The 22102-nt window shown below is 58.2% G+C and carries 20 protein-coding genes and 1 tRNA gene; 11 read left to right on the top strand and 10 right to left on the bottom strand.

Features of this window, described 5'->3' with window-relative positions; all coding sequences use genetic code 11:
- Nucleotides 1-115: 115 nt before the first annotated feature.
- On the bottom strand, nt 116-1444 hold the full coding sequence (gene glnA, locus MPAL_RS13545; protein WP_012619294.1) for a type I glutamate--ammonia ligase: 1329 nt from the start codon (nt 1442-1444) through the stop codon (nt 116-118).
- A 104-nt stretch (nt 1445-1548) separates the two neighbouring features.
- On the opposite strand from glnA, the gene MPAL_RS13540 reads away from it, so the two are divergent.
- The 8 genes from MPAL_RS13540 (at nt 1549) to MPAL_RS13505 (ending at nt 8987) form a co-directional block, all read left to right on the top strand.
- Complete coding sequence (locus MPAL_RS13540; protein WP_012619293.1) at nt 1549-2601, top strand: class II glutamine amidotransferase; 1053 nt, start codon at nt 1549-1551, stop codon at nt 2599-2601.
- Nucleotides 2598-4106, top strand: coding sequence for a glutamate synthase-related protein (locus tag MPAL_RS13535; RefSeq protein WP_012619292.1), 1509 nt, complete (start codon nt 2598-2600; stop codon nt 4104-4106). Before MPAL_RS13540 ends, MPAL_RS13535 begins: the two co-directional genes overlap by 4 nt.
- On the top strand, nt 4106-4852 hold the full coding sequence (locus MPAL_RS13530) for a GltB/FmdC/FwdC-like GXGXG domain-containing protein (protein WP_012619291.1): 747 nt from the start codon (nt 4106-4108) through the stop codon (nt 4850-4852). Before MPAL_RS13535 ends, MPAL_RS13530 begins: the two co-directional genes overlap by 1 nt.
- Nucleotides 4853-4857: 5 nt before the next feature.
- The gene (locus tag MPAL_RS13525; protein ID WP_012619290.1) at nt 4858-5883 is read left to right on the top strand and encodes a Coenzyme F420 hydrogenase/dehydrogenase, beta subunit C-terminal domain; all 1026 of its coding nucleotides are present in this window, start codon (nt 4858-4860) and stop codon (nt 5881-5883) included.
- A 96-nt stretch (nt 5884-5979) separates the two neighbouring features.
- Nucleotides 5980-6972: a hybrid sensor histidine kinase/response regulator gene (locus MPAL_RS13520; RefSeq protein WP_012619289.1), complete on the top strand. Its 993-nt coding sequence runs from the start codon at nt 5980-5982 to the stop codon at nt 6970-6972.
- Nucleotides 6973-7000: 28 nt separating this feature from the next.
- Nucleotides 7001-7300: a DMT family transporter gene (locus tag MPAL_RS13515; RefSeq protein WP_012619288.1), complete on the top strand. Its 300-nt coding sequence runs from the start codon at nt 7001-7003 to the stop codon at nt 7298-7300.
- A gap of 44 nt (nt 7301-7344) precedes the next feature.
- Nucleotides 7345-8283: an ABC transporter ATP-binding protein gene (locus MPAL_RS13510; RefSeq protein ID WP_012619287.1), complete on the top strand. Its 939-nt coding sequence runs from the start codon at nt 7345-7347 to the stop codon at nt 8281-8283.
- Nucleotides 8280-8987: an ABC transporter permease subunit gene (locus MPAL_RS13505; RefSeq protein ID WP_012619286.1), complete on the top strand. Its 708-nt coding sequence runs from the start codon at nt 8280-8282 to the stop codon at nt 8985-8987. The genes MPAL_RS13510 and MPAL_RS13505 overlap by 4 nt, the downstream gene beginning before the upstream one ends.
- On the opposite strand, the gene MPAL_RS13500 is transcribed toward MPAL_RS13505, so the two are convergent.
- From MPAL_RS13500 to MPAL_RS13460, 9 genes are all read right to left on the bottom strand, one after another.
- Nucleotides 8988-10193 carry an NAD(P)/FAD-dependent oxidoreductase gene (locus MPAL_RS13500; protein ID WP_012619285.1) on the bottom strand — a complete coding sequence of 402 codons (1206 nt, stop codon included), beginning with the start codon at nt 10191-10193 and terminating at the stop codon, nt 8988-8990.
- 7 nt (nt 10194-10200) lie between these two features.
- Nucleotides 10201-10770: a flavin reductase family protein gene (locus MPAL_RS13495; protein WP_012619284.1), complete on the bottom strand. Its 570-nt coding sequence runs from the start codon at nt 10768-10770 to the stop codon at nt 10201-10203.
- A gap of 4 nt (nt 10771-10774) precedes the next feature.
- Nucleotides 10775-12556: a hybrid sensor histidine kinase/response regulator gene (locus MPAL_RS14855; protein WP_012619283.1), complete on the bottom strand. Its 1782-nt coding sequence runs from the start codon at nt 12554-12556 to the stop codon at nt 10775-10777.
- Nucleotides 12557-12673: 117 nt separating this feature from the next.
- Nucleotides 12674-12758: transfer RNA gene (locus MPAL_RS13485), tRNA-Ser, on the bottom strand.
- Between the two features lie 124 nt (nt 12759-12882).
- Nucleotides 12883-14466: a thermosome subunit alpha gene (gene thsA, locus MPAL_RS13480; protein ID WP_012619282.1), complete on the bottom strand. Its 1584-nt coding sequence runs from the start codon at nt 14464-14466 to the stop codon at nt 12883-12885.
- Nucleotides 14467-14549: 83 nt separating this feature from the next.
- Nucleotides 14550-15170 carry an orotate phosphoribosyltransferase-like protein gene (locus MPAL_RS13475; RefSeq protein ID WP_012619281.1) on the bottom strand — a complete coding sequence of 207 codons (621 nt, stop codon included), beginning with the start codon at nt 15168-15170 and terminating at the stop codon, nt 14550-14552.
- 22 nt (nt 15171-15192) lie between these two features.
- The gene (locus tag MPAL_RS13470; RefSeq protein WP_012619280.1) at nt 15193-15675 is read right to left on the bottom strand and encodes an NOB1 family endonuclease; all 483 of its coding nucleotides are present in this window, start codon (nt 15673-15675) and stop codon (nt 15193-15195) included.
- The gene (gene rtcA, locus MPAL_RS13465) at nt 15672-16709 is read right to left on the bottom strand and encodes an RNA 3'-terminal phosphate cyclase (protein WP_236610402.1); all 1038 of its coding nucleotides are present in this window, start codon (nt 16707-16709) and stop codon (nt 15672-15674) included. Before rtcA ends, MPAL_RS13470 begins: the two co-directional genes overlap by 4 nt.
- Complete coding sequence (locus tag MPAL_RS13460) at nt 16658-17503, bottom strand: ribose-phosphate diphosphokinase (protein WP_012619278.1); 846 nt, start codon at nt 17501-17503, stop codon at nt 16658-16660. The genes rtcA and MPAL_RS13460 overlap by 52 nt, the downstream gene beginning before the upstream one ends.
- An 83-nt stretch (nt 17504-17586) precedes the next feature.
- Here MPAL_RS13460 and lonB point away from each other — a divergent pair, with 83 nt between their 5' ends.
- The 3 genes from lonB to MPAL_RS13445 are packed head-to-tail and all read left to right on the top strand — an operon-like array spanning nt 17587 to nt 22101.
- Complete coding sequence (lonB, locus tag MPAL_RS13455; RefSeq protein WP_012619277.1) at nt 17587-19503, top strand: ATP-dependent protease LonB; 1917 nt, start codon at nt 17587-17589, stop codon at nt 19501-19503.
- A complete protein-coding gene (locus MPAL_RS13450; protein ID WP_012619276.1) occupies nt 19503-20831 on the top strand; it encodes a TldD/PmbA family protein in 1329 nt (442 codons plus the stop codon). The genes lonB and MPAL_RS13450 overlap by 1 nt, the downstream gene beginning before the upstream one ends.
- On the top strand, nt 20818-22101 hold the full coding sequence (locus MPAL_RS13445; protein ID WP_236610401.1) for a TldD/PmbA family protein: 1284 nt from the start codon (nt 20818-20820) through the stop codon (nt 22099-22101). The genes MPAL_RS13450 and MPAL_RS13445 overlap by 14 nt, the downstream gene beginning before the upstream one ends.
- Nucleotide 22102: the final 1 nt, after the last annotated feature.

Raw genomic sequence — 22102 nt, 5'->3', positions numbered from 1 at the left:
ATTTTTGTTTAGAAAGGATGGAGGAAGCAGATGAACCATCCTAATTCAAGAGTAATTCATTTTCCTTCGTCTTTAATCAGTCAAGGATATTGGTTTCACTGTTATTAAAAAAAGATTAGAAGGTGTTGAGGTAGCGCTCGATCTCCCAGGGGTGCACGGCCATCCTGAACGAGTCGTGCTCTGCGGTGGTGATGGCACTGAGACCGCTGACCACGTGGTTGCCTAGAGTGTTGGTGATGACCGGGTCCGCGAGCAGTGCCTCGTGGGCTTCGTAGAGGCTGCCTGGCAACATCGTGATCCCAAGATTCTTCCGCTCTGTTGCGGTCATGTGGAAGATGTTCACATCGGTCGACTCCGGTGGCTCGATCTTGTTCTTGATCCCGTCGAGCCCAGCCGCGAGCATCGAGGCGAAGGTCAGGTACGGGTTGCACGTCGGGTCAGGGGATCTGAACTCTGCCCTGGTGCTGTTGCCACGGGCTGCCGGCACCCTGATCAGGGCTGAACGGTTGGCTGTAGACCAGGAGACATAGACTGGGGCTTCATAGCCTGGCACCAGCCGCTTGTACGAGTTGATCGTCGGGTTGGCGACCCGGGTGATGGCACGGGCATGGTGGAGCAGCCCACCGATGTAATAACGTGCTGTGTCTGAGAGCTGTTTGTCGCCATTTGGATCGAAGAAGATGTTCTTTCCGTCCTTTGAGAGCGAACCGTGGGTATGCATACCACTACCGTTGATTCCGCCGATCGGCTTGGGCATGAATGTCGCATGCATTCCGCTCTTGAGTGCAATCGCCTTGGCTGCAAACTTGAAGGTGATCACCTTGTCTGCGGTATCCAGAGCATCGCTGTACTTGAAATCGATTTCATGCTGGCTCTCGGCCACTTCGTGGTGCGACGCCTCGATCTCAAAGCCCATATCAGAGAGGGCGAGAACGATCTCCCGCCTGACATCCTCTGCTGCATCGTTCGGAGCCAGATCGAAGTACGCACCCCTGTCGACGAACTCGGTGGTGGGTCTGCCGTTCTGCATCTGGAAGAGGAAGAACTCCAGTTCAGGGCCTGTGTTGAATGAGAAGCCCATCTTTGCGGCTTCTGCCAGGGTCTTCTTCAGCACATACCGTGGGTCGCCCTCGAAAGGCTTGCCACCGTAGGTCTGAAGGTCACAGATGAACCGTGCCACTCTGCCGTCCTGTGGTCTCCACGGAAGGATCGCGTAGGTCGCAGGGTCCGGCTTGAGCAACATGTCGGACTCCTCGATCCTGGTAAAACCTTCTATAGATGAACCATCAAACCATATTCCCTCAGTGAGTGCTTTCTCTGCCTGCTCCACAGGGATGGCCACATTCTTTGGGATTCCAAGGATATCGGTGAACTGCAGTCTGATGAATTTTATCAGATCCGCATCGATCCGTTCCAGCATCCCGGATACTACGTCTCCAGACATATGGAAGAAAACTTCTACCCAATTCTACTTATACCTACTGTAATATAGGTATTAAGAGAATACTGTATAATGTTGAACTCTATCGAGAGTATTTTGTGGTTGCCATGTGTGGGATAATTGGTGTTATCGATCGGAACCGGTCCCTGATGGACGGTTCTCATATAAAATCGGCGCTCTCCATGATGAACGAGCGGGGGAGCGGCGAAGGAGCTGGCTATGTCGCCTATGGCGTCTATCCTGAGTTCAAGGACTACTATGCACTGCACGTCTTCTTCGACAATGTGCATGAGCACAAGAAGGCGGTCGATGCACTGCTCAGTCAGTGGGGTACCATCATCCATGACGAGGAGATCCCGACCTATGAACAGCAGGGTCTGCGCAGGGTGCACACGCCATGGCGGTACTTCTTCGCCCCGGATACCAGCCTGATGACACGCAGTTCCACACCTGCAGAGGATATTGTGACCAGCCTGGTGATGAAGGTGAACACCCAGGTGACCGGAGCCCTGATCTTCTCTTCAGGCAAGAACCTCGGTGTCTTCAAGGCCGCAGGATGGCCAGAAGAGGTTGCCGACTTCTACCGGATCGAGGACTACTCAGGCTACATCTGGATGGGACACAACCGCTACCCGACCAATACTCCAGGCTGGTGGGGCGGGGCTCACCCGTTCAATCTGTTGAATTGGTCGGTCGTGCACAATGGTGAGATCACCTCGTACGGGACCAACCGGCGATATATCGAGAGCTTTGGGTATCAATGCTCGATGTTCACCGACACCGAGGTCGTTGCCTACATGGTCGATCTGCTGGCCCGCCAGCATGGTCTCTCACAGGAGATGACCGTCCGTGCGCTTGCCCCGCCGTTCTGGGACGAGATCGACCGGGAAGTGCCGAAGCAGCAGGAACTCGACCGGGCGATCCGGCTCACCTATGCCTCGGCGATGATGAACGGACCGTTCGCCATTGTGGTAGCCGACCAGGATACAATGGTCGCGTTCACCGATCGCTCCAAGCTCCGTCCGCTGGTCGGGGCAGAGAACGGTTCGAAGCTGTATGTCTCCAGTGAAGAGGCAGCTATCCGTGCGATGGATCCGGATATCGACGACGTCTTCACTCCGAGAGCAGGCGACCCGATCATCGGGAGGGTCGTGGCATGATCGGGAGTCTCCCACTCAGGTACAAAGTCTCGATTGATTCAGATCAATGCATGCTCTGCGGCAGGTGTGTCGACAACTGTTCGTATGGGGTTTTTCAGAAGGAGGAGGAGCGGATCGCGATCGTCAACCCGCGGAACTGCACGGCCTGCCACCGGTGTATTGCGATGTGCCCCCGCGATGCGATCTCACTCAAAGAGAAGCCGCTTGATTATCGGACCCATCCGGTCTGGACGCGAGAGGTACGGGAGTCGATCTACAATCAAGCCCGGACCGGCAAGATCATCCTCTCCGGAATGGGGAATGCTGGCTCCTATCCGATCATCTTCGACCGGCTGGTCCTCGACGCCTGTCAGGTGACGAATCCGTCGATCGACCCGCTCCGTGAACCGATGGAACTCCGGACCTATATCGGAAAAAAACCAGCCCGGCTTTCTGTCCGGGAGCATGATGGAGAGGTTGACCTGCTGACCACGCTGGCACCGAACCTGCAGCTTGAAACTCCGATCATGATCGGGCATATGAGTTACGGGGCGATCAGCCTGAATGCCCAGACAGCGATTGCGAAGGCCGCAGAGAAGGCCGGCACCTTCATGGGCACCGGCGAGGGTGGTCTCCATAAGACCCTGTACCCGTTCCAGAAACATATGATCGTCCAGGTTGCTTCAGGGAGGTTCGGGGTTGACATCAACTACTTGGAACGCGGAGCAGCGATCGAGATCAAGATCGGACAGGGGGCCAAACCGGGGATCGGCGGCCACCTCCCCGGTGAGAAGGTGAATGAGGAGGTCTCGCTGACCAGGATGATCCCAGTTGGCAGTGATGCGATCAGTCCGGCACCGCACCATGACATCTATTCGATCGAGGATCTGGCTCAACTGGTCAGGGCGCTCAAGGAAGCGACCGAGTGGAAGAAGCCGGTCTTTGTGAAGATCGCCGCGGTCCACAACGTGGCCGCGATCGCAGCTGGGATCGCCCGATCTTCGGCGGATGCAGTGGTGATCGACGGGTTCCGCGGCGGTACCGGGGCTGCTCCGCGGGTCTTCCGGGATCATGTCGGTATCCCAATCGAGGCGGCCGTAGCCGCGGTCGATGCCAAACTTCGGTCACAGGGGATCAGAAACGAGATTTCGATCATTGCCAGCGGCGGGATCCGGGACTCAACCGATGTGACGAAGGTGATCGCCCTCGGTGCAGACGCTGTCTATATCGGGACAGCAGCGCTGGTCGCGCTCGGATGCAGGGTCTGCGGTAGTTGTTATCGCAACCTCTGCCCCTGGGGGATCGCGACTCAGCGGCAAGATCTCGTGAACCGGCTTGACCCCGAGGTTGGGGCGACGCAGGTTGCCAACCTGATCCAGGGGTGGACCCTGGAGATCATGGACCTGATGGGTGCGGCTGGAATCAACAGCATTGAGAGCCTCCGCGGCAACCGGGATCGGCTCCGCGGGTATATGCTCGACGAATCGATGATGAAGGTGCTCGATGTGAAACCGGTGGGGGCGTGATGATGGAGAGCGTGACCATCGATGCAGCAGGGATGCATTACACCCCCCTGAACAAACAGATCCGGGCGGCGGTCGCTGCAGGGGTGAAACGGATCGTGCTCGAGCATGTGCTCGGGCAGCGATTCATCGCCGACGGCCTCCGGGGCGATGACGTGGTGATCGAGATCCACGGGGTCCCTGGAGGAGACCTTGGAATGTTCATGAGCGGACCAACGGTGATCGTCCATGGCAACTGCGAACATGCTCCGGGAAACACGATGGACAGCGGCACGATCGTGGTCCACGGGAGTGCTGGCGATGCGGTCGCCCACAGTATGCGGGGCGGTACGATATTCGTCCGCGGGCATATCGGCTACCGCGGCGGAATCCATATGAAGCAGTACCAGGAGAAGCGCCCGACCCTGGTGATCGGGGAGTACTCCCGTGCGTTCCTAGGTGAGTACATGGCAGGCGGGACCGTGCTGGTACTCGGTCTTCATGGTGGCGTTCCGGTTGAAGAGCGTGGTCTTGGGTCCGGCATCCATGGCGGGGAGATCATCATACGCGGTGATGTCGATGACCAGTACTTGGGGGTCGGGGCGATGAAGACAGTCCTGTCCGAACAGGACCGTGAGCGGATCGCACCGCTGATTCGGCAGTTTGCGGACCACTTTGGGATCGATGCGGCCCCGTTATTGAGTGCAGCGTATACCCGGATTGTACCGGTGAGCGGACGGCCTTTTGCAGGCAAATACACAAACGAGTGATGGCGATGGAAGAGAGAAGTTACAAGGATCTGAGCGGGGCTGTCTGGGAGAAGGGTCTCTGTGCAGGCTGTGGCGCCTGTGTGGCGGTCTGCCCTGCCGATGCGCTCTGTATGGACCAGGGAACAGGATCATCAGACCATCCCCGAAACAATGGCTACTGCAAGGCGGCCAATGATGGGGTCCCCTGTGGGGCCTGCTATGCGGTCTGCCCACGCGTTCAACCGCATGCTGAGGAGTCGATCGGACCAGTTCTTTCGATGCATGCGGCCAGGGCCGCGTTTGAGATCGAGGGGAGACAGAGTGGAGGGGCCGTGACGGCCATCCTCGTCAATGCCCTTGAGGAGGGGCTGATCGATGCGGTGGTGACCGTGACGGCCGATCAGTGGACGATGCTTCCGCACTCAACAGTGATCACCTCATCCGAGGCGCTGATCACCGGTGCCGGCTCTCGGTACAACTGGTGGGTGCCATTGCTGGCTGCGCTGAAGGAGGCGGTGGTTACGCGGAAGTACAAGCGGATCGCCATCGTCGGGGTACCCTGCGTGGTTCAGGCCGTCGAACAGATGCGGTCGAGTGAGCATGACCTGCTCCGTCCGTATGCCCGGGCAATACGTCTGCTGATCGGTCTCTTCTGCACCGAGTCGTTCGATTACCAGAGGCTGATGGAAGGAAAACTGGTCCATGAGTTCTCGATCGAGCCCTGGCAGATCAGAAAGATGGATGTGAAGGGCGTGCTCGAGGTACTCCTGAAAGATGGGAACGCGATCACGATCCCGCTCAAGGACCTTGCCGACTGTGTTCGGCCGGGCTGTCACACCTGCAATGACCTGACCGGCGTCGACGCCGACCTCTCTGCCGGTTCGGTGGGATCCCCGGAGGGGTGCACGACACTGCTCGTCAGGACAAAGACTGGTGCAGGTTTTGTGCAGAGTGCCCTCGATCACAACCGGCTCTTACTCGAAGGCGAGGTCGACACCTGTGCGATTGAAAAACTGGCAGGGATCAAGATCAGGCGATCTCATCACCCCTGATGTACCCCATTTTAGCAAAGACTTTTAGTTGTCTGAACGCGCCACTCTTATCTGGCGTGTATTCATCTCATGGAATGCAAAGACAGGAAAAATACCATGGTTTCGGTTCTCTTCGTTAGTGATGACCCGGATCTGCTCAGATCGATTGCTCTGGACAGGAGCTACGATCTCACTCCCTGCGTCAGTGCCGAGGCGGCGCTCGTGCTCGTTCAGGAACGATTCGATCTGATTGTTTCAGACGGCGGGATAGCACTGCTCGGACCACTCCGCAGCGCCGGTGATCAGACTCCGTTCATCCTGCTTTCAGATGAACAACAGGTCTGTGCGGAAGGGCTTGTTGCAGGGGCTGACCTCTGTTTATGTAGCGGAGGGGATCCAGACACCAGAATCCAGATCCTACAGAGAGCATTGCACCTGATCACCGATCGACAGAGGCAGGTCGCTGCGCAACAGGTGGCGAACGCTACAGTCAGCAGTATCACCGCTCGGGTCAGGCATGACATTCTGAACCAGATCATGGTGCTGAGCGGGTATGCAGAGCTTCTTCACGATATGGTCCCTGATCAATCGGCGCAACTCTTCCTGGAGAAGATCGAGAAAGCAGCAGAGACGATAAACCGGAACATCACCTTTACTCGTTCGTATCAGGACCTGGGCGCTGGCGAGGCCCGGTGGCAGTCGCTGGCTCCAGTTCTCATCGCGGCCGCAAAACAGGCCGGCTCTGGAGTCACCCTCGATGCCTCTGCAGTGGGGGAGGTTAGTCTCTTCGCCGAACAGCACCTCCCGGAGGTCTGCGCGGCCCTCTTCTCGTATGCTGTCATCCACCGATCCCCGGTCACCCTGGTCCGGTTGACCGTGGAGAGGACCAGTGCGGGGTTGGTGCTGGTCTGGGAGGACGACGGCCTTCCCATCCCGGAGAAGGACCGGAACCGGCTCTTGGAATATGGATACCTTCATATGTCCGGGTATGATCTCTTCCTCGCTGTGGCGTCCCTCTCGGTGACCGGCATCACCCTTTCGGTAGCTCCGGACCAGCAGTCCGGTGCCCGGTTTCAGATCACGGTTCCCTACGGTGTCCACAGGGGGTGAATGCGACCGTGTCCCCTTCCTCTCTCCCATGGGCCTACCTGATGATCGCGGGGATCTTCGAGGCGGTCTGGGCGGTGCTAACCAGTACCCCTATGGGTTCACCCGGCCATTTCCCACGCTAATCACCCTGGTGACGATGGGGTTGAGCGTCTACTTCCTCTCCCTTGCAACCAGGTCTCTCCCTCTCGGGACCGCCTATGCGGTCTGGACCGGGACCGTGATCGCCGGGATGATCCTTTTCAACGAGCCCCGCGGCCTGGCCCGGTTCCTCTGCATTCTGCTGATCCTGGCAGGGATCGCAGGGCTGAACCTGACTGTCCAGCAGTGAGCCCGGGAGCACCTCTTATATCAACAGCCGGCGACTTCGTATCGATGGTATCAGATCCGGTGATTGAGGCACGAAACCTGAGCAGGTCCTTTGATGGGCATCTCGTTCTTGACCAGGTCTCGTTCTCGATCCAGAGTGGGGAGATCTTCGGGTTCCTCGGCCCGAACGGTGCGGGGAAGACGACCACGATGCGGCTGTTGCTCGGGCTGATTCGCCCTGACCGGGGGGAAGCCACGGTCTTTGGGGTCTCGCTGGCTGAACATGATCGTGAACGGCGGAGGGTTGGTGTGCTCCTCGAACAGAACGGGATGACCGACCGTCTCTCCGCCGAACGGAACCTGCGCTATTACGCCGGACTGTACAGTGTCCCCAACCCGGCGCAGCGGGTGGAGGAGGTCCTCTCCCTGGTCGGTCTCCTCGACCGCCGGTCGGACTTGGTCGGCACCTTCTCCACCGGTATGCGTCGATCCCTCGGCCTCGCCCGAGCTATTCTCCATCACCCTGCGGTCCTCTTTCTGGACGAACCGACCTCCGGTCTCGACCCCGGGGCCCAGCAGCGGGTCAGGGAACTGATCCGAACCCTCTCGGTAGAGGAGTCGATGACGGTCTTTCTCAACTCCCATCACCTCGACGAGGTGGAGCGGGTCTGTTCACGGGTTGCGATCCTGCAGGACCAGCGGATCCGGGCGATCGACACCGTCGAGGGGATTCGACGGGGTCACCAGCAGCGGGTCTTTCTGATCGTCCTCTCCCGGCGGGAGCAGACCGTGGCTGCTGTAGAGGTGCTGAGAACCTGTCCTGGTGTGGTGGAGGCTCGACTGGAGGAGGATGGGATGATGCATGTCACTCTGCAGGGCACTTCAGGGTCTGCTGGTCTGCTCGGCTGTCTTGTCCACGCCGGTATTCAGGTAGAAGAAGGGTATTTCAAGCGTGAATCGCTTGAGGATGCGTACCTGGCAGTCACCGGAGGTGATAAAACATGATTCGATCTCTGCTGGTGGTGGCAGAGAAGGAGACCTATCAGATCTTGCATACAAGGAGCCTGCTCCTTTCAGCCCTGGTCTTTGCCGTGATCTTTGGCGGGATGTCGGTGCCTGCGGCAGGTGCTTCAGGTGGAGAACGTCTCGACACGCTCCTCTTCACGGTGGTGCTGATGCTTGGGATCTTTTCCGGGTACCTCTTCTCAGGACAGACCTTCCTGCGGGAGAAACAGGATGGGTCGATCGAGACCCTGCTCTGCTCGCCGCTGACACTTCAGGAACTCTGGGCAGGAAAGGTGCTCGGGGCGGTGATCCCGGCCTACCTGATAGCCCTTGTCTCCGCAGGGCTGATGACCGGCGCCGCCTTCTTCGTTCCCCTGGCCGGGGAAGGTCCAGGTCGATTCTGGTCGGGTGAACTGCTCGTCCATCTACTGGTGGTAGTTCCGTGCACCATCGCCGCCGTCGTTGGCCTGCTTGGCCTCTCGCAGTTGCTACTCGGGATGCGTGAGAACCGGGTGATCGGGATCGTCGTGATCCTGGTGATGGTCACCCTGCTGAGCACCGCACGGTCCCTGGCCTCCGCGACCGGGGAGATCACCTGGGTGACGGAAGGGGCCGTGCTCCTAGTGGCGTTGCTGTTGCTGCTGGCAACGACCGTTTTGACCAGACTCCTCTCCCGCGAGCGGATCGTGATGACCCTCCCCTGATCAGGGTTCGGTCCGCTGGTGGAGGTTCCCGGCAGGGCGGAGCCATTGCCATGATCGCCGACCGTGAATCAGTCCGATCAGTAGATTATCTGAGTGGGTGATGATCACCCTGATCAGTGGAACCGGCAGGCGATGGACTAGGTGGAAGAGCAGGTTACGTCCCCGGAGATCAGCCTTTAACTCAGGACAGATCAGTGACCTGATCAGTTGTTGGTAATGGTCTGCCGCATCGCCCCCCTCTGAGAGGGCCCTGTGCACTGCTGCAGCTGCCAGTTCGCCAGTCCGGTGTGCATAAAAGATTCCTTCGCCGAGGAACGGCTCAACGAACCCCCCGGCGTCCCCGACCAGCAGGGCCACTCCAAAGGTTGGATTCCGTATGAAGTTGCCATAGGGGAGGGCCCAACCCTGGGGGTGGGAAACCATATCTTCAAGTCCCTTGGCTGCCAGGCAGGTTTTGAAGATCTCAGCGACCCTTCTCTCCCCACCCTGTTTCAGCCCGCCGATGCCAAGGATCACCTCTTCTTCTCCGGGGAAGGCCCAGCCATAGCCCGCCTTCCATCCTGGGAGGTCGAAGAAGAGGATCGGGTGATCGATCCCACTGAACGGCGGGGCCAGCCGGGAGCGAGGGACCTTAATCTCCACCGTGCTGGCCAGGTTCTGGAACCATCGGTTTTTATCTTCAGGGGTGATAGGAAACGCGTGTCTGACCCTGCTGTTCACCCCGTCGGCACCGATCAGATACCTGCCGGTGATCGTCCTTCCATCCCTGGTCATCACCAGACCTATGAGAGGGTCCACGCTGGTCACCTCGCACCCGGTGATCACCGTCACCCCTGCTTCCTCTGCGGCGGCCAGAAGTTTCGCGTCGTACGCAGTCCTGTCTACAAACGTGAAGGGTATCGATGTGTTCCGCTTGCAGATCATCTCCCTTCTACAGGAGATCTGATAGTGATCGGCGGTTGCAGCGACGATTCCCTCCCTGATCATATAAGTTTCTGTTAACCCGAAGGTCCGGCTGAGCAGGTCTCGGGTCTTCTCGGTCAGACACCCGGCACAGAGTTTCTTCCGGGGGAACGTTGCCTTGTCGATGAGCAACACCTGGTGACCGTCCTTTGCCAACAAGTAGGCAGCTGTGACACCGGCGGGGCCGGCACCCACCACAACAACATCTGCAGTGGTGTTTCGGGATGATGTTGATCGGTTCATGCCAGAATCACTTGAATGAGCGCCCTTTTGAAAATGCCCTACCGAGGAACTCTCCAAGCCCGTAGTACCCCATTTCAATCGAGTCATAGACGAGCGGTCTGATCTTTGTCAGGTCCGGCTTTCCCTCAGGGGAGAGCCCTGCTTCGTCCACCTTCACATCCAGGATCTCGCCTATGAAGAGCGTATGCACTCCGAGTTCGAGGGTGTTTGATAGCCTGCACTCGATGACCACCGGGAACTCGTCCACGTACGGGGCGTCGACCAGGTCGCTCTTTTTGGGGGTCAGTCCAGTCACCGCAAACTTATCGACTGTCTTTCCTGACTCAATCCCCACATAATCGGCCTCGGCGACATAGTGCTCTGAGGGGATGCTGATCGTAAATTCTCGCTTTGCAAGGAGCGACTGGTGGGTATACCGGGATGGCCGAATCGAGATTCCAACGCTCGGCGGATCTGAGCTGCAGATTCCCCCCCATGCAGCGGCCATCATGTTCGGCCTACCCTGATGGTCATAGGTGCCCACGATCAGGTCCGGGTGCACACAGAGGAATGTCTCTGCACCGATCGATCTCTTCATATGCTCATATCTCTTCACAGCCGGTTAAATCCCTTGCCACTGGTAGGGTGAACCGGATCGCTGCCCCTTCACCGGGCTCACCTGCCACCCGGTCATCAGCCCAGATCCTTCCCCCATACCGTTCGACCAGCATCTGTGCGATGTACAACCCGAGCCCTTTTCTGTTCTCCTCGCCTGCACCCCTCTGGAACCGGTTGAAGATCAACTGTTTCTTGTTATCAGGGATACCCGGGCCGTTATCCTCCACAGAGACCAGGTACTCCTGATCAGTCGGTTCGACCCTGATGGTGATCGTTCCTTTTGGACCGGCGAACTTTCTGCTGTTCCCTATCAGGTTGGTCAGCACCCCTCCAAGCAGGTCATCTGCAGAGACAATCGTTCTCTGACCGTTATAGTGAATCGGTGTTCCTGGAAAGTGAGTGATCTGGGTTTTTATCACCTGATCCAGATCGATATTATGGGGGGTTTTCTGTTCCTCGGCGATCTTTCTGATTGTCGAGATGTTATCGATGATCTCAATTGAATGGCGGATACAGGTCTGGAGTTTTGTTGTCATCGAGGCTTCGTTCTCATCGAGCATCCCAGAGAGACAATCGGCGTACCCGAGGGCCGACATAACTGCATTGTTGATATCATGGGTCATGATGTCGAGGTACAGGTTTGTCCTGTCAGTTCGGGGGTTCACTTCTTCAGAGACACAGACCGCTCCGATCTGCTGCTGATTCTGGTTATGGAGGGGACACCAGCTCATCCTGACGTTTACCACCAGGTTATCACGTCGCCTGACTGCGATCGCCTCACTCCACTTCTCTCCTCCCTGGGTGGCCTGGGTGATCCGTTCTTTTGAGGGTTCATCGGTCAGCGTGGCAATCAGGACATCTCTCCTCTTCCCTCTGGCCTCTCCTGCCTTCCAGCCATAGAGCACCTCGGCACTTCGATTCCAGGAGACGATCGTCCCCTCTGGATCGGTCACGACCACCGCCTGGCTAATATGGTTGAGCAGTTCCATCTGGAACCATGCCTGCTCCTCTGCAACCTTCCGTGCGGAGATGTCCCGTGATGAGACCTGGGTCTCCAGCCCCTGTCCTGGTATCCTGATCAGCCGGTGGGTCGACTCGACCCAGCAGTACCTCCCGTCCTTTCGCCTGATCCGATAGGTTGTTAGGGATGGTGAAGAATCGATAACGGCCTTCTCTGCACACTCGCGGATCTTTGGAATATCGTCGGGGTGGATGAACTCATAGGCGGCGTGGCCAATCAGTTCCTCTGGCTGGTACCCAAGGAGATGTATGCAGGCCGGTGAAGCATATCGGTAAGTCCCGTCTGGGGTATGACAGGAGATCATATCGGTCCCGTTCTCAGCCAGCAGCCGGAACCGCTCTTCACTCTGACGAAGAGCCAGGTCGCTCTTCTGCTGTGCAACCGCCCTCTTCACCTTGTGCTCCAACTCGGCGAACTGTGAACGGGGGTCTCCACCCTTCTGGAGGTAGAAATCGGCTCCCTGGTTCAGGGCCTCGATGACGATCTGCTCCCGCCCTTTTCCTGTGAAGATGATGAATGGAATGGTGTTCCCTGTTGACCTGATGATCTTGAGAAGTTCTATTCCATTCATCCCGGGCATCTCATAGTCTGAGACGATCACGTCGAATGGGGTCTCTTTGAGCAGTGCTAACGCTCCTCCTGGAGATTCAGCGGGAGTAACAGTAATCATCCCTGAACGTTCAAGAAAGAGACGGGCCACTTCGAGCAGGGTGGGTTCGTCATCCACGAGGAGCAGCGCAATCATGGGTCATCTTCAATTGCAGGGAGGTACCCTGTTCTGAGTACGATCTGGACGATACTGATAGAAAAATATGCCTATTTTGGTTTATCTTCAGGAACGGAGCAGATCTCAAAGAACAAACGCCGAGGGGGAGATTTGAACTCCCGAGGTGCCAAGCACCAGTGGCTTTCGAGGCCACCGCCTTACCGGACTAGACTACCTCGGCACGCCGACTTACTAAATTTGTCTCCGATTTATATAAAAGATAGTGGTGGATAGGGATCGAGATGATACTCAGATCCCTGTACACCAGATGAGGGTGTGGGCCATCCTCATACCACCGGGTACCCTTACTGTCCTGGTGCCCGGTTCTGGGTGATCATCATGTCATCCACACGGATCAGCATGCTCGCTGTCTCTGCGGCTGATTGAATCGCCTGCTTCTTGACACGCAGTGGTTCGATGACTCCGGCCTCAAACATGTCGACGATCTCGCCGGTGTAGACATTGAGCCCGGCAAACTTCTGTCCATTGGAGTGTGCCGACTTCAGCGCAACCAGTTTGTCGAGGGGGTTGTAGCCTGAATTCTCGGCGAGGGTCAGGGGGACCGCTTCGAAGACATTTGCGAACGCTTCGAGCGGGATTTGGACTCTACCACCGACTGACTCTGCATACTCTCTGAGTTTCAACAGCAGTTCGGTCTCGATGGCGCCGCCACCAACCACAAAGGTTCCGTCCTCCATCGCATCGGCGACCACGCTGGTCCCGTCGACGACGGCACGCTCGAGTTCATCGATCAGGTAGTCGGTCGAACCACGGAGCAGGATGGTGATCGCCTTTGGATTCTTGCAGCCGGAAATGGTGATCAGATTTGCATCCTCCTTCTCTGCGACCAGTGCAGCGTACCCAAGGTCTGCAGCGGTCAGGTCTTCGGTCTTGTTGACGATCGTCGCATGCAATGCCTTGGCCGCATACTTCATATCCTTCTCCTTGACGTCGTCGACGGCGAGAACTCCGGCCTTGGCTAGGTAGAACTGGACTGCATCTGCAATCCCTTTCTGACAGAGGAGCACATTTGCGCCAGCGGCGATTACGGCATCTGCGAGTTTCTTCAAGGATTCGCGTTCAGAGGCCCCGAATGCATTCATCTGTGCAGAGTCGGTGATCTTGATCTTGGACTTGACCTGAGTCTTGGTCACTTCGAGGGGTGATGCAATCAGGGCGACTTTCGCCTCGACGACCTTAGACGGCATCTGCTCTGAGACCCGGCTCTTGTCGATGACAATCCCACGGATCAGTTCAGCATCGTCCATGCTCTCGCCGGTCTGCTTCTTGATCATGATGTCATCACGATCGACGACGACTTTACCGTTTTTGGTCTCCCCAACGCTCATCACCGCATCGACGACGATCCCGTTCAGTTTTCCCTTGACCGACTCGATCGACTTGCCGGTCATCGAGGTGTCTGCAATCTTGAGCAGTGCATCACGGTCCGTCGCGTCGATCTTCAGTGCCATGGTGTTCAGGATCTCAAGTGCCTTCTGCATCCCGAGTCTGTACCCCTGGGCGATGATCGTCGGGTGGATCTGTTTGACGAGCATCTGCTCTGCCTGTTCCATCAAGGAACCAACGAGGATACACGCGGTGGTGGTACCGTCGCCGACTTCGTCGTCCTGTGTCTCTGCGACTTCGATCACCATCTTGGCACCGGGGTGCTGGACAGAGATCTCGTGCAGGATCGTTGCCCCATCGTTGGTGATGACCACATCGCCGGTAGAACTTACCAGCATCTTGTCCATCCCACGGGGACCGAGCGTGGTCCGCACTGCCGAGGCTATCGCCTTTGCTGCTGCAATATTCGAGCGCTGGGCCTCCTGCCCTCTGGTTCGCTCAACATTATCCTTTAGAATGATGACTGGCTGTCCTGCAAGCATTATTAATCCTCCAATATGGTAAAAAATTGAATTGAACTTCTATATAAATTATTGGTATGATCCTGCAGGAATGATGGTAATACTCAGTCTATACGCGAGATTGTGAAGACCGAATAGACTGGAACGCCCTCGACCTCCTTGATCCCGAGCTTGTCGAAGAGAACCCAGATGGCGAGCGGCGTTGCCTTGTGCCTGCGCAGGTACCTGACCACCTCATGCATCGTCCTCCCTGAGGTGATCACATCGTCGACGATGATCGCATTCTCTCCGCCTACCTGTGAGAAGTTTCCGCTGATCGATCCGACCGGATTCTCACCACTACTATGCTTGGCCGGGTGGTAAATGGCCAGCTTCATCTGCTCTTTCTGGGCGATCAGGGTTGCGAGCGGAACCCCCGACAGTGCAATCCCAACAATTGCATTACTCCCAAGGGAAGGGCACTGCCCTTCTACGGATTCAAAGGGGTGGGCGCAGTAATATCGTTCGATCATTAGCGAGGCGATCCCATCGAGGAGATGCCCATTGCTGCTGACCACCGTCCAGTCAATATGGACGTCTTTCGGTGCTGTATCCCCTTTCTTCTGGGTCAAGAGCCAGGTGACGGTCTCCATCGAGAGGCTCAGTTCATCGGCTATCTGGCCGGGACTGTGCCCCTCAGAGAGGAGCATCCTTGCTTTCTGTATCAATTCATCGAGGGATGACATACGAGAGAGGTACAAAAGGAATCTATTTAAGTTTTCTTTTGATCTCTGCTCCGCAGACCTGGCATTCTCCGATCTCATCGTAATATCTGCCACACCCTGAGCATCGGAACCGCCATCGCCTGTACCTGGCCTTCCGTTGCTGGATGGCCGCGGTTGCGACCCCTACAACCTTTGCCGTGTTCTGAACTGCGAAGTCGTCGGTCACCAGGATAGCGACTAGGTCGAGTGCGAGGGAGAGCAGAGATATGTCGGTCGGGGAGAGGACCGGCCGATCCCCGCTGACTCCTGCAGCAAGGTCGACCCGATGGCATGCCTCCTTTGAAGGTGTCATCACCTTCAGCCCAACTTCAGTCAGCGCCTCGAGCCTGCAGCGGGAAGAGAGATCTTTCACCTCGTCCACCACCTCAGGCGTTGTGTACAGTTCCATCTCTTGGTTGACCTGCCTGGGGAGCCGATCCGTCTCTGCCCCGGCGAAGAAAAACGAGGCGTCCAGCACAAATTTCATGCAGAGAACTCCGTGATGGTATCACCGGAATACCGGATTCGATACCTGAAGAGATTGAGGAGCCAGAGCATCGTCTTGGCGTGAAGCGTAAACCTGCTGGAGGTATACTGTCCTCCGGCGACCGCCAGATAGACGAGCAATTGGTCGGCGAGGTACTGGTCCACATCGCTGCCTACGGCGCATTCTTCCTGTAGGTTCGCAACCGCTCCAGCCCCAATCTTCTCGGCGGGAAGTCCCGGCCTTCCGAGCATGCTCCCCCCGTGGGTGCCGGCCCATACTGTGCACGACGACCCCGGGCAACCTCCAGTCCGCAGATCTTTCAACCGCTTCGGGATTTCGATATCTGGGATCCCTCGCATCGCTCTCTCTGCCGCGGACATCTGTCGCTCGACAACATGGCCCGGGAGGCCAGCGGCCGAGGAGCAGATGCCGGTCGATCGTCTGAGTGATTCGCTGATCCTGATCGGGTCGAGGGTGGATGGGGCGACCGTGACCTTCACCGTCCCGCCCCCTGCCGGGAAGTACCCCCGCTGCTGAATATCGAGGGTGACCTCCGCCCCGTGGTGCCTGAGCACCCGCAACAGCAGATGCTCCAGATAGTCGATTGTCGGCGCTCCTCGCACCTCGGTTCCGCCGGTCACCGTGAGCGATCCCCCATGGAGCATCGCGACCGGCAGCCAGGCCTGGATGATCAGCGGAATCGCCCCGGCCGTCCCCGTGTCGACCGTGACTTCCGCTCTCCTTGGGGATCCCGGCCGGAAGATCAGTTGATTGGATCCCATCATCGCCCCCTGGACCTCTGCCTCGCAGGTGGCGGCCACTGCCTGGATGGCGGCCAGGTGCTGGTTCTTCAGCCCCGGGTTGGATCGCCTGGCCCGGATATGATCCACCACAATCGATTGGCCGGTCAGTGCAGCGCAGGCCACCGCCGTTCTGATGATCTGACCGCCCCCTTCGAGAGAGGCGCCGTCGATCGCAAGCATCAGTCCTGCAGGGCTCGAACGATGCAGTCCGCGGCCGTGATCCGGCTGCATCCCCGTTCGATCGTATCTGTGGCGATCACCTGGCCGACCCCTGATGCACAGAGGTGAGCATAGGCTCCGCCTGTCAGCACCCCGTGGACGCAGATCGCGTCGACACGGGATGCCCCCTGGACAGTTAGCATCCCGGCAGCCGTGGCCAGCGTCCCTCCGGTAGAGATAATATCATCGATGATAACGACCTCCCTTCCTTCCACCGGCAACAACTTGGGTGCGATGGTGACCTGATCGCCCGAATGTCGTGTCTTCTGCAGATGATCACAGTCCCACCCGTCGGCAGCTGCAACATCAGCGACAAACCTGGCCGCTCCCTCGTCAGGGGCCAGCAGCAACGGATCGGTCAACCCCATCACCTGCAGGTGTCTTCCGATATCTGGTGCCATCGAGAGATCCTCTGCAGGGACATCAAAGTACGAGAGCGCCTCCTCCTGATGGATGTTGATCGTTTTCACCCTGCTGACCCCTCTACTGACTGCCCGGGCTACGGCCCGGGCAGAGATCGGTTCACCGTCCTTGAACCGCTGGTCCTGACGTGCATATGCCATGTACGGGAGGATCAGGGTGTTCTCCGAGGTATCGCAGGCGTCGATCAGCAGCAGCAGTTCGACGAGGGCATTGTTGTCAGTGACGCTCCCAATAATCACGGTCTGATCGTCGAGGCTGCTTCTGTTCAGATACGATTCCCCGTCAGGAAACTGGGAAAATTTGACGTCTACCAGTTCAACGCCCAGACTGGCTGCTACACGCGCACCGAGCACCTGTGAACGCTCTGTACTGATTACCTTCATGTGATCATACCTTAGCTGAAAGTACTTAAACAATCATGCATAAATTATATAAATTAAGAAGGATTGAAGAGGGAAAAATCATAATGGACAGTACTGTAAATGAGGAGCCAACGCACGAGGATACCATTTTAGAGAACGTGCAGGTGGAGACCTCATCCGAGATTGAGGTACCGGCGCATCTGATCGATCAGGTGATCGGTCAGGAGCATGCGGTTGAGGTGATCAGGAAGGCGGCGATACAACGCCGTCATGTGATGATGATCGGTAGCCCGGGGACCGGGAAGTCGATGCTTGCAAAAGCAATGGCTGAACTGCTCCCCAAAGAGGAGCTGCAGGACCTGCTGGTCTACCCCAATGCCGAGGACTCAAACAATCCTATCATCAGGACCGTCCCTGCAGGAAAGGCAAAGCAGATCGTCGGTGCTCATAAAGCTGAGGCCAAGAAGCGGGCGCAGTTCCGGAACACGTTGATGATGTTGCTGATGGTCGGGATCATCGGCTACTCATTCATCACGATGCAGTGGCTGATGGGGATCATCGCTGCAGCCTTCGTCTTCATGGCTCTCCGGTACAGCACTCCCAAGGATGAGGCGATGATCCCAAAGTTGCTCGTCTCCAATGATACCACCGCGACAGCTCCGTTCATCGATGCGACCGGTTCCCAGGCCGGCGCCTTGCTCGGGGATGTTCGGCATGACCCGTTCCAGAGCGGCGGGCTTGAGACCCCTGCCCATGACCGTGTGGAGTCTGGGGCGATCCACCGTGCTAACGGAGGTGTGCTCTTCATCGATGAGATCAATACCCTCTCGCCGGGTTCACAACAGAACCTGCTGACAGCACTGCAAGAGGGTGAATTTCCCATCACCGGGCAAAGTGAACGCTCAAGCGGTGCGATGGTCAGAACCGAACCGGTCCCGTGCCGATTCGTGATGATCGCAGCCGGCAACCTGGACGCGGTCCAGGGGATGCATCCGGCCCTCCGGTCCCGTATCAGGGGGTACGGTTACGAGGTTTTCATGTCCGAGTCGATGGAGGAGACCCCTGAGAACCGTGAGAAGTTCATCAGGTTCATTGCCCAGGAGATCAAGAACGACGGCAAGATCCCACACTTCGACCAGGGTGCAATGGCAGAGGTGCTCAGAGAGGGCCGCCGCCGGTCAGGGCGCAAAGGGCACCTGACCTTGAAACTGCGTGACATGGGTGGATTGATCCGGGTGGCCGGGGACCTGGCCAGGCAGGATGGGGTCGAACTGACGACCGCTGCCCACGTGCTTGCAGCCAAGGAGACCGCTCGTTCGATCGAGGATCAGATCTCTGATGAGAACAGCCGGCGGTTGAAGGACTATGATCTCTCGGTGGTGAAGGGGACAAGCATCGGTCGGGTGAACGGGCTTGCCGTGACCGGGGCCGACTCGGGCTCGGTGCTCCCGATCATGGCCGAGGTCACCCTCAGCCAGAGCCAGTTCGGCCAGGTGATCGCCACCGGGCTGCTCAAGGAGATCGCCCAGGAGTCGATCACCAATGTCTCAGCGATCATCAAGAAGTTCACCGGGCAGGACATCCAGAAGCTTGACATCCATATCCAGTTCATCGGCACCTACGGTGGTGTGGACGGCGACTCGGCATCGGTTAGTGTGGCCACGGCTGTGATCAGTGCTATCGAGGGGATCCCGGTCAGGCAGGATCTCGCGATGACCGGGTCGCTCTCGGTTCGTGGGGACGTCCTTCCGATTGGGGGGGTCACCTACAAGATCGAGGCTGCGGCCAAGGCAGGGATCAAGAAGGTACTGATCCCGGCCTCGAACATGAACGATGTGATGATCGAGGAGCGGTACCGCTCAATGATCGAGATCGTTCCGGTCTATCATATCGAGGACGTGCTGAAGGAGGCCCTGGTCCCGGAGAACGAGGCGGGTTTCCTTTCCAAGATTAAGAACATGGCCTCGCGGCCGGCCGCCAACCTCCTCGACAAGACCGGAATCCGTCCAACGGTGATCTGATGGACGGGATCCGATACTATGATATCAGGCATGTGCGTGGCGAGGCCACCCACATCGATATCGATAACAGTGTCGTGGAGTCGGCAGGGACCTCGTTCTTTGATCAGGCAGTGATCCGGGTGCTCGGACCGAAGGGCTGGGGCGTTTACTCACTCGATTCGTTCCGTCCTACCCCTGCCCGCGTCACTGAACTGCTCGAGAAGGCCCGGGAGATCGCGGCGATCACTGGGGAGGAGGTGACCCTTGGGGATGCTCCCCACGGGGTGAAGGTCGGCCCTCCCATAGCCGAGGATCCACTGCAGGTGGATCTTGAGGAGAAGACGGCCCTGCTCGGTGCGATCGAGCAGGCGGCCCGGGTTCCTGGGATCGTGAACACGCGGGCCACCTACATCGAGCGGCACGAACGGGTCCGGTTCACCGACTGCCATGGAACCGAACTGGAGTTTGAACAGGTTCGGTCCGGGTTCAATGTGCTGGCCGTCGCCTCAGCGCAGGGGATGATGCAGATGGGGTACGAGCGGGAACATACGATCAGCGGCTTCAACCTCCGTCACCGCGAGGAGATGGGGAGCAAGGCTGCAGCGACGGCGATCGCCCTTCTCACTGCGAAGGTCCCGAAGGGTGGGTCGCTCCGTGCCGTTCTCGACCCGGAATTGGCTGGAGTCTTCGCCCACGAGGCGGTCGGCCATGCCAGCGAAGGGGATCTGATCCATGAGGGGAGTTCGGTGCTGAAGGGAAGGATCGGTGAACGGATCGGCAACGAAACACTGACGATCGCCGACGATCCCTCCCTCTACCTCTTCGGGTTTGAACCATGCGATGCGGAGGGGGTGCTGCCTGTGCGGACCGAGATGATCAGCCACGGCGTGGTCTCGGCGTACCTCCATAACCTGGAGACGCTCGCGGCGGTTGGCGACGGGATCGCCGGCCATGCCCGTGCGATGCCAGGGCAGGTCCCGCAGGTAAGGATGTCCAACACGTTCATCGAGAACGGGGACTCCTCGTACGACGAGCTCCTTGCAGAGTGCAGGGACGGGATCCTCCTCTGTGGTTCCCGTGGCGGACAGGTGGACCCCGGACGGGGTGTCTTCCAGTTCAATGCAGAGTATGGTTATATGATCGAGAATGGAGAGAAGACTGGTATGGTCCGGGATGTCTCGCTCTCAGGGGAGATCCTCTCAACTCTCCACAACATCGTGCTGATCGGTAACGACCGGACGATGGGACAGGGATACTGTGGAAAGGGCGGGCAGAGCGTGCCCGTCTCGGATGGGGCTCCCCATGTTCTTCTGATCGATGCGGTGGTGGGTGGCAGTGGCAGTGATTGAAGAGGTGCTGCGCGAAGGCGCACGTCATGCAGATGAGGTCGAGGTTTACTTCGTCGAAGGGGAGATGGTATCGGCAGACTTCAAGCGGGGGATGGTCGCAGTGGCCGAGGCCTCCCATGAGTGTGGGCTCGGGATCCGGACGATCGTCGGCGGGAGGATCGGTACCTCCTCGACGAATGATCCCTCCCGATGGAAGGAGTGCTTGACCGCGGCCTTGGCTAGTGGTCGGCTTGCCACCGGGCAGGCCTGGAACGGCCTTCCCGGCCCTGCAGTTCTGGACCGGACGCCACTCTGTTACGATCCCTCCCTCTCCCCCGATGCCAGGCAGCTCCAGGAACTGCTGGATGGGGTGCTGGAGGGGGCCGGCACCCATCCGGCTACGGTGACCAGCGCCTCGGCAGTCCTCTCGAATGCGACGACGACGCTGGCCAACACCCATGGGGTCGAGTACACGGTTCCTGATTCAGATATAGCCCTCTCCTGTGAGGCGATCAGCGGCCAGTCGACCGGGTACGAGGGGCAGAGTTCTGCATTCCTCGACATCGACCCGGCCGCGATCGGGGAACGGGCCACCTTCTTCGCAGCTCATTCGGTCGGAGGCGACGATCTCGCCACCGGCACCTACGACATCATCCTCTCTGAGACCGCCTTCGCCGAACTGCTCGGGACTGTCTTTCTGCCGGCCCTCTCCGGCCGGAGCGTCCATGCCGGCAGGTCCTTTCTGGCCGATAAACTCGGCGCGGCGGTGGGGGTCCCCTCGTTGCAGATCTATGACGACCCGCACCGCCTCCATGGGCCAGGGTCCACGTTTTGGGATGATGAAGGGGTGCCGACCAGCCGGCTCGACTTCGTCAGGGATGGGATTCTCCGTTCGTACGCCTATGACCTGCGGACAGCATACCGGTACAAAGCGACCTCCACAGGCAGTGCTGTCAGGGGCGGCTATGGTGGCAATCCGTCGATAGGGTTCCACTCGCTGATCATCGAGGGCGAGGTGCAGTCGATCGAGCAGGAACGGGCGGTTTATGTCCGAGATGTGGTTGGCGCTCACACTGCAAATCCGATGTCAGGTGACTTCTCGGTGGAGATCTCCAACCCCTGCTGGATGGAGAATGGCGAGTTTGGAGCCCCGATTCGCAAGGCGATGCTGGCGGGGAACGTCTTCTCGATGCTGCATGAGATCGCCGGCGTATCAGGGCATGTGCGGACCGTCGGATCGATGATCGTCCCGTCTATTCGGTTGAATACTCAGCACCTCATCGGTACCTAGA

It is taken from the genome of Methanosphaerula palustris E1-9c, assembly GCF_000021965.1.
Taxonomy (GTDB): Archaea; Halobacteriota; Methanomicrobia; order Methanomicrobiales; family Methanospirillaceae; genus Methanosphaerula; species Methanosphaerula palustris.
Note: the sequence above shows the minus strand (reverse complement) of the source record. Positions and strands in the feature narration are given on the sequence as shown.